Genomic DNA, 13,706 nt, shown 5'->3' with positions numbered 1-13,706 from the left:
GACCGTTGTTTATTGATCCCCGGCAGAAGCTGGCAGAAGTTCGGCGTCGACAGCGGCAACCAATTCGTCGTCATTGATGAAGCCGTCGGCATCGGTGTCGATCTCCAGAAAGAGATCTTCTGACACTTCAGGATACTTCGTCTGAAGCTCTGCCAATGACGCCAGGCCATCACCATCGACATCAAGATCAGTGGGCATTGCGAATGCCGGAAGGGCAAGCAGCGATGAGAGCAGAGCAGCAATAGAAACTCGACTCATTTTGTTCTCCGTCAGAATATGGGCAGCAAACCCATTTTGGGGTTGGTGTAGCGCTCCGGTGTCGGCGGCATTTCCACGGGTTTCAGATTGCAACGGTTCCTCAGCTCGGGATCTCCACTACAAAATGAGAAATGTTGATTGGCGGTCCGATCTGGTGGGGGCACTTTCGCGCTACACGGGGTATATGGCACGAACGCATTGTATTGAAAAACGAATTTTTATCGCGGATAGTATCGGATAATCGAATAGATGAGTTGTGAGAACCAAGCTCTTTGTATCTTCGTGGATCCCGTTGATACGGACCCTGATTCTAAGCTGCGAACAGGGCGCTTCTCAGACAATCGACTGCGAGTTTCACGTTCCGGCTGGATCAGCCTTGAACCTAAAAGGTTAGAAGGTATGCGTGCTCGTTCATTAGGATCGGGATCGTTCGCCAATCCTCAGTTTCCTGCAAGCTGATTTACTGATTTTGCAGTCATGTTGATCGGGGGATGCGCCCAGTTGTCATCGGGCGTGAACGGAACTCAAGCTCTGCCGCTTCCCGATCTGGCAATTTCGCCTTCTGCAATCGCTGCAGGATGTCTGCCGGAATCGGTGCAGCATGAGGGCTTGGTATTTGCCGGACGTGAAGCTCCATGAACTCGCAAACGGCCGATAGCTCACCTTTGTTCAGCATCTTCATGTGCAGATGAAAGCGTTTTTCATCACAGTCCAGAACTCGGGTTTCAATGCGAAGCCGGTCCGCTTCCTTGACTTCTCGCAGGAAAAACTTGTGATCTTCCAGCAGGTAGATCGTACATCCGGTGCGCGCGCGATAATCGGCATCAAAGCCGACCTCATCCTGCATTGCATCGACGGCAAGGCTGAAGACCAGCCCGTAATAGGCATCCCGCATGTGGCCGTTGTAGTCGATCCACTCGGGCCTCACGGTAGTTTCAAAGATGAATATCATGCCGTTGGGGCCTTCAGGTCATAAAACCGCGCGGCAGTATCATGGAATACGGCCGCCTGAACCTCAGCCGGAATCAGATCACGGTAAGCCTGCACCAGCGTCGCATAATCGCTGTAGAGTTTGTCGACCGGGAAGTTCGAGCCGAACATGACCCGCTCTGGTCCGAATTGTTCAAGACAGACTTCCACGATGGGGCGAATACTGTCGGTGGTCCAGGTGTGATCGAACATGCCCAGACCGGACAGCTTGCAGGTTACATGTGGCAAGTCGGACAGGACGCGCAATTGTATGGCCCAGTCTTTCAGGCCTGTTGGGCTGCGGTCATGGGGCGATCCGGCATGGCAGAGCGCAATCGGCGTCTCCGGCGCCTGCGCAAGAACACGGGCGGTCTTCTCCATCAATTCAGGAATAAGTTGCAGATCGAAGCTGAGCCTACGTTGTCCGGCTTCCTGCAAGCCAGCCAGGAAATGTGGATCGTCCAGCAAAGCACTGGTGCCGGTTTGCGCGTCCTCTCCGGGCGCGCGACCGACGATCTGGCGCACGCCACGCACAGTCGGCAGGGTCTGAAATGTGTCCAGTCGGTCGGACAGATCGGACGATGTCAGGTCGCAGAAAACTACCTGCGCCATCGGCCAGTCCGGGGAGGCGTCGGCGACGGATTGAACCCATCTGGCTTCGTCCAGACCGTTCCCGGCCCCCACCTGGATATGCACCGAAGCGCGGATGCCGCAGGCTGCGGCGTCTGCGTGAAATTCGTTCAACTGGTAATCCCGCTGAATGGGTGTCGGGTCACCGAAGAACCTGTCCACCCCGCGCGCCATCAGCCATGGGTAAAGCACCGCGGTAAGATCCCAAAGGTGGTGATGCGCGTCGATCCAGCCGGTCATGTTCGCGGCACCTTTGCCATGCGCCCCAGAATGTCGACACCCTGTTGTTTCCAGAAATGCAGAAGGTCGATGAAAATCCAGTTCTCGGCAAGTTTGTCACCCTTACGGCGATAGATGTCGATCACCCGGAACTCGGCAGCTTTGTCGGTGGCAGGCATCCCCATAAACCCGCCGGTGGGACGGGCCGTGAAATTCGGCCAGCCGAAAAATCCGCCATAACACCCTTCCGCCATCCTGCAAATGTGCTTGGTTTTCGACCGGTCCGTAAATCCTGCGCGGAAGGGGCCGGAATGCTGCCGTGCGTAGCGCTCGATTGTGTAGGTTGCACCGATACCGGACGGACCCCACCAGATCATGTCTTCGCACCATGTGCGCCTCAGCTCGTCCTCAAGGCTGAGACCGCTATCCCATTGGCCCAGATCGGAAATCATGGCGTTGATGGCCGCCAGGGTCCGTTCTCCTTCCTCGGCGGGTTGGGGTCCGAACATCAGACCGTCGTGAGTCATCGGCCCGGGCTGGACAAGCTGCGCCGCGGTCTGCGGCGGGAATGGCTGCAACCCGGCCTGCATCATGAGATGAGGAATGTCGAAATACATCGCCGTCTCGGTGATCTTGCCGTTCTCGACCTTGTTGAACTCGCAATATCGCAGAAACGCCATCTTGCCTGTGGGGGCGATGCCCAGCCACGCATTGTCGAACAGCCCCATCAGATGGCCCATGGAAACAACCCAAACCGAGGAAAATCCGTCCATCTCGTTTCGGCCGGCCATGAACACGTCCATCCGGCGCTGCATATGCCGCAGGCTGTGCCTTAGAGGTTGCCAGAATCTCTGCGCCACTGCGTCCGAGCCATGCAATTCATCAAACGGATGAAATCCGCGCCACAGGTAGTCTTCTGCGCAGAACTCGGACATCGCGTCAGCGGCGGCCGATTCTCCGTTCTTGCTGAGTGCTTCGTAGTACTCGACGACGACGGCTTTTTGGGCTTCGTAGGACATTTTCAATTTCTTTCAGTGCTCTAAGCGCTGGGATGGGGCTGTATGCCACGGATGGCAAGGGGTGATTTTGCATGCGCATGCAAAAAAAACTTGCCAGATGTTTCTTTTGCTGTCTATGCTTTTTGCAAACGTATGCACGCTAGGTCCAGCTGGGAGGGCAGAATGGCCGAAATTCAACTTCGCAATGTTGGAAAGCGTTGGGGTTCTTTTGTGGGGGTTGATAATTTTGACCTGACGATTTCCGACAAGGAGTTTCTGGTTCTTCTTGGCCCGTCAGGCTGCGGCAAGACGACAACCATGCGCATGATCGCCGGTCTGGAAGATGCCAGCGAGGGTGACATTCTGATCGACGGGACTCGCGTGAACGACATGGAGCCCAAGGATCGTGACGTGGCGATGGTGTTCCAGTCCTATGCACTGTACCCGAACATGAACGTCTACGAGAACATCCGGTTCCCGCTGAAGGTCCGCGGAATCGACCCGTCCACGCATGACGAAAAAGTACGCCGTGCATCGGCAATGGTGGAACTGGACGACTTCCTGCATCGCAAGCCTGCGGAATTGTCAGGTGGTCAGCGTCAGCGCGTCGCGCTTGCTCGCGCCATCGTGCGCGAGCCGAACGTATTCCTGATGGACGAGCCGCTGTCCAACCTTGACGCCAAGCTGCGCGTGTCTACCCGGGCACAGATCAAGAACCTCAGCCACGAACTGGCGGTGACCACGATCTATGTGACCCACGACCAGATCGAAGCGATGACGCTGGCCGATCGTGTTGTGGTCATGAAACAGGGCGTGGTGCAGCAGGTTGGTAGCCCGACCGACATTTACGACACTCCGGCCAACACTTTTGTCGCCAGCTTCATCGGCAACCCTGCGATGAACCTGATGGAAGGTGAGGCACGGGGCGGCACCTTCACGGCCAAAAACGTTGAAATTTCCGGGCTGAACGCTCCGGACGGCCCGCTGACATTGGGCTTCCGGGCCGAAGATGCCGGCCTTGCTGCCGAAGGGCAGGGGCAGATCAACGCCCCGATCTACACGCAGGAATTGCTGGGGGACGCCACCATGATTTCGGTTCGCGTTGGCGGTGCCCTCATATCGGTGAAGGCAGACAAGAATTTCCGGGCAGAGATCGACGACATGGTTTCAATCTCGGTTCCGGCCGAAATCTGCCATCTGTTTGATGGCAAGACCGGCGCCCGGATCTGAACAGGGCCCTGCTCAATGATCGGGGCGAACCCCGGCAACAGAACTTCATGCGCGAACGGGCCTCGCGCTCAAATTCTCAAAACAACAGGGAGACAGAAATGTTCCTAAGAAAAATCGCTACAGCAACCGCCTTTGTGGGCCTGATGAGCTCGGCAGCTTATGCCGCCAATTGCGGCCCCGAGGGGCAATCGATCCGCATTCTGGCCAGTGACTTTCCGGCGATCCACGCCGTCGCGGGAGCCGCCGAAGCCAATTGTGGTGGGGCAGCGGCTGAATTCAACACCAACCACACCACCGAAGCGCGCTCGATCATGAACGCCGCTCTGACCCCGAACCCGTCGGAATATACATCGGTGATCCTGGCCAACTCGACGTTGACCCAGCTGATGAACGACGGTCTGGTGCGGCCGCTGAACGATCTGGTCGAAAAATACAAAGACAGCATCCCGCCGAACCTGCTGATCACCATCGATGGCAATGTCATGGCTGTCGCCTTCATGGCGAACTCGCAGCACCTGTTCTCGCGCAAGGATATCCTGGAACAAGCTGGTTTCGACGGCATCCCGGCCACCTATGAAGAGGTTCTTGAAGCCGCTGAGAAAATCCGTGCTGCCGGTATCATGGAACATCCGATCGCAATGAACCTTCAGACCGGATGGAACCTGGCCGAGGTGTTCAACATGATCTATCTCGGTCATGGCGGTGAGTTCTTTGTACCCGGGTCGGCCGAGCCGTCGATCAACAACGAAAAAGGCGTGGCCGCACTGGAAGTCATGAAGGCTCTGGCGGAATACGCCCACCCCGACCACCTGACCCACGCGTCAAACGAAACGCAGGGTCTCTGGGAATCCGGTCAGGCGGCTCTGGCCGTCATGTGGGGTTCGCGCGGCGCGCCAATTCTGGATGATGAAGGGTCCACCGAAGAGGTGACCTCGAATACTGTTTTGTCGGCTGCACCAACTGTTGGCGGCGGATCGATCCCATCTGCCACGCTGTGGTGGGACGGTATAACGATCGCATCCAACGTGTCGGATGAAGAGGCCGAGGCATCCTTTGCTGCACTGATCAGCGCCCTGACCCCGGAAATGGTTGCAGCAAACAACGATGATGCCGTCTGGCTGATTGACGGCTTCCAGCCCGGACCGGCTGCAGCAGGGGTTGCAGAGACCGTTAGCGGTGGTGCGAAACCCTATCCGATGATCCCGCAAATAGGCCTTCTGCATGCGGCACTTGGTGCGGAGCTGGCGGATTTTCTGAAGGGTGACGAAAGCGCTGAACAGGCGTTGGCGGATGTTGAAGCCGCCTACCGGACGTCGGCCAAAGAAGCCGGCTTTCTCAAGTAACACTCCCCGACTTGAGGGGGCGCAATCTGCCCCCCCTCATCTTTTTCCGGACTAAAGACTGGGACGTACGCCATGAAGCACCGCACCTTTTTCTGGTTCATTCTGCCCACGCTTTCCGCGATGATCCTTTTCATCGCTCTGCCGATCGTCTCGGTTTTCGTCCAATCGCTCTTTGTCGAGCATGAGCAGGTTCTGCTGGTTTCTGAAAGCTGCGGGCCATTTGGGTGTACCCCGACCACCACGGTCGACACCGAGGCCACTGCAAAGCTGCGCGCAGAACAACCCCTTGGGCGGTTCAACGGTCTGGGCACATACATCAACCGTTCACACCTGGCTTTTGCCGAGATCGGAGAAGCGTGGGCGAGCTCTGAAAGCCTGGGTGATTTTTGGGCTAAGGTGTATAACCTGCCGTTCTACAGCGCCCTGACATTCACCCTGGCCTATACCTTTATTGTCACGCCGTTGGTGTTGGCCCTTGGGCTGGCCATTGCCGTAGGCGTCAATAACCTGCCCCGCGCGCTCAAAGGGGTTGCGATCTTCATTTCGCTTCTGCCGTTTCTTGTCACACCGCTTGTCGGCTCGCTGATCCTGTTCTGGATGGTCGATGGTGATGGTGTTATCGGCGCCACCATTCAACGCATATTCAATGATCCGACACTCAGCCTGAAGGCGTCGACGGCGCTGACATGGACCATGCTGATGGTTTACGGCGTGTGGCATACCCTGCCGTTCAGTTTCATCACCTTCTACGCGGGTTTGCAAACCGTCCCCGATGATACGATGGAAGCGGCACAGATCGATGGCGCGACGAAGTGGCAGCGCTTGATCCATGTGATCGTTCCTCACCTGATGCCGCTGGTTTCGTTTGTGACGCTCATGCTGATCATGGATAACTTCCGCGTTTTTGAGCCGATCGTCAGCTTCAAAGCCGAGGCCCACGCACAGTCGCTCAGCTGGATCATCTACAATGATCTGCGCGAAAGCGGCAATCCGCTCTATGCCTCAGCAGGTGCGACTTCGCTGATAACTATCATCCTTGCGGTCATCCTGATGTCACCGGTGCTTGTTCGCACCTGGCGCGACTTCACCCGTAAATCTCACTGAGGACACGACATGGCGACCAAAGCACAATCCCGCATGACCCCGCTAAAGCTGTTCTCTTACGGTTTCGTGGCCCTCTGGCTGCTGATCGCTGCCTTCCCGTTCTTCTGGACCTTCTGGGGCAGCTTCAAGGTACAGGCCGACTTCTTGTCCAAGGCCAACTGGATGAACGCCCTGACGGGTGCCAACACGATTGAGCAAACCGGCAGCGCCTTTACCGGTGCCGGCTATCACGGGGCGTGGGTTCTGGAAGATTTCTGGTTCAACTTCAAGAACACCGGCATTGTGGTCTTCTTCACCGTGCTGATCTCGCTGACCTTCGGAACGCTGGGGGGATATGCGTTGGCGCGGTCCGGTTTCCGCTATGCGTTCTGGATCCTGATGGCTGCGCTGGTCTTCCGCGCGATGCCGCATATGACGCTGGTCTCGGGTTACCTGCTGTGGTTCTTCGAGTGGAATGTCTGGGGCATCCTGCCGACCACCATCATCGTGCTTGTGGCGATCAACCAGCCCTTTACTCTGTGGATGCTGCACTCGTTCTTCAAGAACATTCCCAAGGACATGGACGAAAGCGCCATGGTTGATGGCTGCACCCGGTTTCAGGCCTTCCGGCATGTTATTGTCCCGGTCATGTGGCCCGGCGTGATCACCACAGGCCTGTTCAGCTTCCTGCTGGCCTATAACGACTTTACCGTCGCCGTAATGCTGCTGAGTGAAGAGAACGAGACCATCATTCCCGCCATCAACAGCTTCATGGGCACCACGCAGGTTGAAGGCAAGGTCATGTACGCCGTCGCAGCCGTGGTTTCGGCCACCGCCCCGCTGTTCGTACTGATCCTGTTTTTCCAGCGTCAGATTGTCAGCGGTCTGACAGCAGGGGCGGTCAAGGGCTGATGAGCGCATCTGCAAGACATAATGCCATTGCGCGCCACCCGGCGCTCAACCGGATGCCAAGGGATTTTCTGACGGCCGACTAACCCTCCCCGTCCACACAGAAAACCTCTTGGCAACCAGATAAGGAATAGAGACATGAAGGGTTCCCGCCCTGAACAGGCCGTGCTGACACGTGACACGGACATGAGCAAAACCGAACAAACCCGGGCCGTGATCGAGGGTATGGTCGACGGTTTGAACGACCACCGCATCGACGATATCGGCGAGTTTTTCGCGGAAGGGTTCCGTTGGCTGGGCAACCAGGGCTGTGGCACCAAGACCGGGTTGAAGGAATTTCAGGAAAACTGGCAGCGCCCGTTTCAGGCGGCGTTTTCCGACAAGACCTGCATCGACGAAGCGCGCCTCTACATGGGCGAGTGGGCCGCCGCCTTTGGCCGGCAGGAGGCGACACATTCGGGCGAGTTTCTGGGCATCGCCCCCACCGGCAAGCGGGTCGAGATCCGCTACATGGACTTCTGGAAAGTCGTTGACGGCAAGATCGTCGACAATTGGGTGAATGTCGATTTTGCCCACGTTGCCGCGCAGCTGGGCGTTGATCTGTTCAATGGCGAAGGCTGGGAAGCATTTGACCGGGGAGAGAAGGTTCCGCCCCGGCCCGAAAACTGAGGATTAGGACAATGGCAATTGAACACCTGAAACGCGGCAAACCCGAGGCTGACCGGGCCGACGACGATGCCAAAACCCGCGCCGTTGTCGAGGCAACGCTGAAGGATATCGAAACCCGAGGCGATACCGCGGTTCGCGAGTTGTCGGAGAAATTCGACAGCTACTCGCCCGAAAGCTTTCGCCTGAGCCAGCAACAGATCGACGATCTGATTGCGTCTTTGTCCGAGCGTGAACTGGCCGATATCAAGTTCGCCCAGAAGCAGGTGATGAATTTCGCACAGGCGCAGCGCGACTCGATGCTGGACATCGAGATTGAAACCCTCCCCGGCGTGATCCTGGGGCACAAGAATATCCCGGTGCAGTCCGTGGGCTGCTACGTGCCCGGTGGCAAGTTCCCGATGGTCGCTTCGGCGCATATGTCGGTAGCAACGGCAAAGGTTGCGGGTGTTCCCCGGATCATCGCCTGCACGCCGCCATTTCAGGGTAAGCCGAACGCGGCCGTAATCGCGGCGATGCATCTGGGCGGTGCGCATGAGATTTATGTCATGGGCGGCATTCAGGCGATTGGCGCCATGGCGATCGGTACGGAAACCATCGATCCGGTTCACATGCTGGTTGGACCCGGCAATGCCTTTGTTGCCGAAGCCAAGCGCCAGCTGTTTGGCCGCGTCGGTATCGATCTTTTCGCGGGTCCGACCGAGACGATGGTCATCGCCGATGAAACCGCAGCCGATGCCGAGCTTTGCGCCACCGATCTGCTGGGACAGGCCGAGCATGGCTATAACAGCCCCTGCGTTCTGGTCACCAACTCGCGCAAGCTGGCCGAAGACACGCTGAGCGAGATCGACCGTATCCTCGGCATCCTGCCCACCGCCGGTACCGCCAAGGTCAGTTGGGAGGAATATGGCGAGGTTATCGTCTGCGATACCTATGACGAGATGCTGCAAGTGGCTGATGACATCGCGTCCGAGCATGTTCAGGTCATGACCGACCGCGATGACTGGTTCCTGGAAAACATGACCTGCTACGGCGCGCTTTTCCTCGGGCCACGCACCAACGTTGCCAATGGCGACAAGGTAATCGGCACCAACCACACGCTGCCGACCAAGAAAGCCGGGCGTTACACTGGCGGCCTCTGGGTGGGCAAGTTCCTGAAAACCCACAGCTATCAGAAGGTTCTGACGGACGAGGCCGCAACAATGGTCGGCGAATATGGTTCACGGCTTTGCATGCTGGAAGGTTTTGTGGGCCACGCCGAACAGTGCAACATCCGCGTCCGCCGTTATGGCGGCATCAACGTGCCATATGGCGAGGGTGCTGTGTATCGCGAGACGGCCGAGGCCTCCTGACAGGCGCGGCGGAAATCGCTGTGAAACCAGCGCCCGGGGTTGGCCCGGGCGCCACGGAATTTCTGAAGTAAGCAGTAATAGCAATGCGAGATTTCGCAATGGACAAACACTCTACCCACAAGGCCCTGATCGCGCCTCTGCGCGAGGCCATGTACAACTTCGATGAAACCGGCGTTCGCGCGGCATTGGGTGCGGTGATCGCGCCGGATGCCATCGTTCACATGCCGCACCCGTTTGGTGACCTAACCGGACCGCAGGAACTCTATGACACTTGCTACGCGCCGCTGCTGAGATCCATGCCCGATCTGGAGCGTCGTGACTGGATCGTCATGGGTGGCCGGACCGAACAGGGCAATGATTGGGTCGGCTGTGGCGGCCACTACGTTGGTACCTTCGTCGCCCCCTGGCTGGACATCCCGCCGACGGGGCATCTGACCCATATGCGGTTCCACGAATTCTACCGCTTCGAAGGCGACAAGGTTGTGGAAATCCAGACGCTCTGGGACATCCCCGAAGTGATGATGCAGGCCAAGGCCTGGCCGATGGTTCCGTCACTGGGGCTGGAGTTCTGTATTCCCGGCCCAGTGACGCTGGACGGGATGGTGCCAGGTCCGTGGGATGAAGCGAAGTCAAACACCTCATGCGCCCATATCGTCGACATGTTGGACCATCTGAAAAAACACCCCAGCCAGGGTGGACCCGAAGTGATGGAGATGGAGAAGTTCTGGCATCCGCGCATGAACTGGTACGGCCCCGCCGGGATTGGAACCGGGCGCGGCATCGCGGGTTTCCGCAACTGGCACCAGATCCCCTTTCTGAACGGTATGCCCGACCGCGGCAAATACGTCGATGAAATCACCTACCATTTCTTTGGCGACGGCGACTATGCCGCCGTGACCGGTTGGCCGGACATGATCCAGACCGTCACGCATGATGGCTGGATGGGCATTGCGCCGTCCGGCAAGCGGATCACCATGCGCAGCCTTGATTTCTGGCGGCTCGAGGATGGCCTGATCCGCGAAAACTGGGTGATGGTCGATCTGCTGGACGCCTACCGCCAACTGGGCGTAGATGTCTTTGCGCGCCTGCGCGAGTTCAACAAGGCACGTGTTCCGGGCACAATTCCGTTCCCGGTCGGCGAGGTCTGATATGTCCCAATTCCCCAGCACCCCAAGTTTCAGTCTGAGCGGCAAGCGCGCTCTGGTCGCCGGCGCCTCATCTGGCATCGGCATGGCCTGCGCTGTAGCCCTTGCGGAACATGGTGCTGAGGTCACATTGGCAGCGCGCCGCGTTGGCGCGTTGCAAGACATCGCGAATGAGATGTCAGCGCGCGGATGGTCAGCCAAGACACTTGAGCTGGACGTCTCGGACGTTGCAGCCACAGCCGCGGCCGTGGCGCAAAACGGACCTTTCGACATTTTGCTGAACTCGGCGGGCCTTGCCCGCCACAGCAAGGCTGTGGACACGCAACCGGATGATTTTGACGCCGTCATGGGCGTTAATGTCAAAGGGGCCTATTTCCTGACCCAAGCCGTTGCCAAAGGGTTGTTAGAAGCCGGCCGCCCCGGTTCGCTGATCAACATCTCAAGCCAGATGGGTCATGTCGGGGGCCGCGAACGCGCCGTGTACTGCGCGTCGAAATTCGCGGTCGAGGGGTTTTCCAAGGCGATGGCACTGGAGTTCGGGGCCGCAAAAATCCGCGTTAACACCATCTGCCCCACATTCATACTGACCGACCTGACCAGGTCCACGTTCGACGATCCGGACAAACGAACCTGGATTCTGGACAAGATCAAGCTGGGCCGCCCGGGTGAGATTGAGGACATTATGGGGGCGGTGGTCTACCTGGCGTCGGAGGCATCGGCCTTGGTGACCGGCACGGCGCTGATGGTTGACGGGGGTTGGACGGCGGACTGATGGCGACACACAAGGTTACATCACTGGAAGTCGCCCGCCTCGCAGGGGTCAGCCAGTCTGCGGTCAGCCGGGTTTTCACCCCTGGTGCATCGGCATCAAAGAAAACCGTGGAAAAGGTGCGCAAGGCCGCCAAGGAACTGGGGTATCGCCCGAACGTTCTGGCCCGCGCCGTGGTGTCTGGGAAAAGCCGGATCATCGGGCTTGTTGTCGCCTATCTGAACAATCAGTTCTACCCCGAAGCGCTTGAAAAACTGACAAACACGCTGCAGGAGCGTGGGTACCACGTGCTGATTTTCATGGCCTCGCATCAGGCTGGAAATATCGACAACGTGGTCGAGGAAATACTCGACTTTCAGGTCGACGGGATCATCGCGGCCTCGGTTGCACTGTCGTCGGATCTGTCCGACCGCTGCCGAACCGCAGGCGTACCGATGGTGCTTTTCAATCGGGCGCAAGACGATACTGCCATGTCGTCAGTTACGTCCGACAACGTGGCCGGAGGACGAAAGGCCGCCGAGTTCCTGTTGGCCGGCGGGCACCAAAAGATTGGTTACATCGCCGGATGGGAAGGTGCTTCGACCCAGAGGGATCGCGAAGCAGGGTTCGTGGCGGCCTTGAAGGAGGCTGGGGTCACGCTGCACGCCCGCGAAGTCGGGAATTTTGTGGCCGAAGAAGCCCGGCAAGCGACGCTTAAGATGTTCAACTCCGATGCGCCTGATGCGGTGTTTGTCGCCAACGATCACATGGCCATTTCCGTGATGGACACGCTGCGGTTCGAGTTGGGTTTGAATGTTCCGGGCGACGTTTCGGTCATCGGATATGACGATGTCGCCGTGGCGTCATGGCCGGCGTACAACCTGACCACCATTCGCCAACCCGCCAACCGCATGGTCGCTGAGACCGTCGATATTCTGCTCAGCAAAATCGAAGATCCTGATGTCAGTCCGCGCCGGGTCGAGATTGACGGACCTCTTATTGTTCGCGGCTCGGCCCGCATACCTGAAGGATGGAAGACATGAAGGGGTTTGATCCCAAATTCAAAGACTTTCCCGATTACATCATTGGCATCACCAAGGAGATTTGGGAGGATCGCGGCATAGCCACGCTGCATCACTATTACGCGCCGGACATCGTGGTACGCTCGCCGGGATCGGTCGTGGTTGGCAATCAGGGTGTTATCGCGGCCACGATGGCCACCCTTGCCGAGTTTCCCGACCGTACGCTTCTGGGCGAGGATGTGATCTGGTCCGGAACCCCGGAAGAAGGGATGCTGTCCTCGCACCGGTTGCTGTCAACGGCGACCCATCTGGGCGATGGCGTTTACGGTAAAGCGACCGGGAAAAAGCTGGTTTACCGAATTCTTGCCGATTGCCACGCCATCAACAACCAGATCAACGACGAATGGCTGATCCGCGACCAGAGCGCGATTGTCCAGCAGATGGGCTGGGATCCCAAGGAATACGCCCGAGACCTGATCGCCCGTGAAGGTGGGCCAGACGCCTGCGTGCAACCCTACACGCCCTCAAACGACAAGCCCGGCCCTTACAAAGGGCGTGGAAATGACAACGAGTGGGGTCAGAAATATGCTGATATCCTGAACCGTATCATGAATGCCGACATGGGTGTGATCGAAGCAGAGTATGACCGCGCCGTCCTGTCGGAATATCCCGGCGGCACCACAGGACATAGCTGGGGTCCGGTGGACCGGTTCTGGATGGGCCTGCGCGCCTCGTTCCCGAATGCAGAATTCAAGATTCACCATCAGATTGGCCGCGACGATCCGATGATGCCGCCGCGCGCCGCGATCCGCTGGACGCTGCACGGTAAGCACGACGGCTGGGGTGTCTTTGGCGTTCCAACCGGGGCCGAGGTCTTTGTTCTGGGTATCAGCCAGGCCGAGTTCGGCCCCTGGGGTCTGCGCAGGGAATACACCCTTTTTGACGAAACATCGATCTGGAAACAGATCCTTTTGAAAACCGGCGATCTCTAGCATGCCGTGCCGTATCTCAAATCTGGATGCCGGGCAGGCGATGCGGCGTTACCACGCCCACCGCGCCAGCCTGCGCGCCCGGCGGCTGAACAATCGCCCGCCGGGTGGAACGGTTTGATCCGATCAAACCCACCGCAAAAGG

The 13,706-nt window shown here is 58.2% G+C and carries 14 protein-coding genes; 10 read left to right on the top strand and 4 right to left on the bottom strand.

All coding sequences use genetic code 11. The annotated features are described in order from the left end of the window. Window positions 1–9 precede the first annotated feature (9 nt). From ACR0J2_RS12455 to ACR0J2_RS12440, 4 genes are all read right to left on the bottom strand, one after another. Window positions 10–351 (bottom strand): EF-hand domain-containing protein, encoded by a 342-nt coding sequence (locus tag ACR0J2_RS12455; RefSeq protein WP_480713731.1) that lies wholly within the window; start codon window positions 349–351, stop codon window positions 10–12. A 382-nt stretch (window positions 352–733) separates the two neighbouring features. Further along, a complete protein-coding gene (locus tag ACR0J2_RS12450; protein WP_170682665.1) occupies window positions 734–1,210 on the bottom strand; it encodes a thioesterase family protein in 477 nt (158 codons plus the stop codon). Continuing rightward, window positions 1,207–2,097, bottom strand: coding sequence for an amidohydrolase family protein (locus tag ACR0J2_RS12445; RefSeq protein WP_480812747.1), 891 nt, complete (start codon window positions 2,095–2,097; stop codon window positions 1,207–1,209). The genes ACR0J2_RS12450 and ACR0J2_RS12445 overlap by 4 nt, the downstream gene beginning before the upstream one ends. Next, window positions 2,094–3,095: an ester cyclase gene (locus ACR0J2_RS12440; protein ID WP_480812746.1), complete on the bottom strand. Its 1,002-nt coding sequence runs from the start codon at window positions 3,093–3,095 to the stop codon at window positions 2,094–2,096. The genes ACR0J2_RS12445 and ACR0J2_RS12440 overlap by 4 nt, the downstream gene beginning before the upstream one ends. A 162-nt stretch (window positions 3,096–3,257) precedes the next feature. On the opposite strand from ACR0J2_RS12440, the gene ACR0J2_RS12435 reads away from it, so the two are divergent. The 10 genes from ACR0J2_RS12435 (at window position 3,258) to ACR0J2_RS12390 (ending at window position 13,564) form a co-directional block, all read left to right on the top strand. Then, window positions 3,258–4,304: an ABC transporter ATP-binding protein gene (locus ACR0J2_RS12435; protein ID WP_170463835.1), complete on the top strand. Its 1,047-nt coding sequence runs from the start codon at window positions 3,258–3,260 to the stop codon at window positions 4,302–4,304. A 98-nt stretch (window positions 4,305–4,402) separates the two neighbouring features. Beyond that, on the top strand, window positions 4,403–5,647 hold the full coding sequence (locus ACR0J2_RS12430) for an ABC transporter substrate-binding protein (protein WP_480812745.1): 1,245 nt from the start codon (window positions 4,403–4,405) through the stop codon (window positions 5,645–5,647). A gap of 72 nt (window positions 5,648–5,719) precedes the next feature. Continuing rightward, the gene (locus tag ACR0J2_RS12425; RefSeq protein ID WP_170611510.1) at window positions 5,720–6,751 is read left to right on the top strand and encodes a carbohydrate ABC transporter permease; all 1,032 of its coding nucleotides are present in this window, start codon (window positions 5,720–5,722) and stop codon (window positions 6,749–6,751) included. Between the two features lie 9 nt (window positions 6,752–6,760). Next, the gene (locus ACR0J2_RS12420; protein ID WP_170463829.1) at window positions 6,761–7,642 is read left to right on the top strand and encodes a carbohydrate ABC transporter permease; all 882 of its coding nucleotides are present in this window, start codon (window positions 6,761–6,763) and stop codon (window positions 7,640–7,642) included. A gap of 135 nt (window positions 7,643–7,777) precedes the next feature. Beyond that, on the top strand, window positions 7,778–8,308 hold the full coding sequence (locus tag ACR0J2_RS12415) for an ester cyclase (protein ID WP_170682669.1): 531 nt from the start codon (window positions 7,778–7,780) through the stop codon (window positions 8,306–8,308). Window positions 8,309–8,319: 11 nt separating this feature from the next. Further along, a complete protein-coding gene (hisD, locus tag ACR0J2_RS12410; RefSeq protein ID WP_480812744.1) occupies window positions 8,320–9,657 on the top strand; it encodes a histidinol dehydrogenase in 1,338 nt (445 codons plus the stop codon). A 98-nt stretch (window positions 9,658–9,755) separates the two neighbouring features. Beyond that, the gene (locus ACR0J2_RS12405; protein ID WP_480812743.1) at window positions 9,756–10,805 is read left to right on the top strand and encodes an ester cyclase; all 1,050 of its coding nucleotides are present in this window, start codon (window positions 9,756–9,758) and stop codon (window positions 10,803–10,805) included. 1 nt (window position 10,806) lies between these two features. After that, window positions 10,807–11,574 carry an SDR family NAD(P)-dependent oxidoreductase gene (locus ACR0J2_RS12400; RefSeq protein ID WP_480812742.1) on the top strand — a complete coding sequence of 256 codons (768 nt, stop codon included), beginning with the start codon at window positions 10,807–10,809 and terminating at the stop codon, window positions 11,572–11,574. Then, the gene (locus tag ACR0J2_RS12395) at window positions 11,574–12,593 is read left to right on the top strand and encodes a LacI family DNA-binding transcriptional regulator (RefSeq protein ID WP_170817123.1); all 1,020 of its coding nucleotides are present in this window, start codon (window positions 11,574–11,576) and stop codon (window positions 12,591–12,593) included. The genes ACR0J2_RS12400 and ACR0J2_RS12395 overlap by 1 nt, the downstream gene beginning before the upstream one ends. Beyond that, window positions 12,590–13,564 carry an ester cyclase gene (locus ACR0J2_RS12390; protein ID WP_170817124.1) on the top strand — a complete coding sequence of 325 codons (975 nt, stop codon included), beginning with the start codon at window positions 12,590–12,592 and terminating at the stop codon, window positions 13,562–13,564. The genes ACR0J2_RS12395 and ACR0J2_RS12390 overlap by 4 nt, the downstream gene beginning before the upstream one ends. Window positions 13,565–13,706 lie beyond the last annotated feature (142 nt).

The sequence above is a fragment of the Ruegeria sp. CG4 genome (assembly GCF_056537185.1).
The sequence above is the reverse complement of the archived record's forward strand: the minus strand, read 5'-3'. Positions and strand labels throughout refer to the sequence as shown.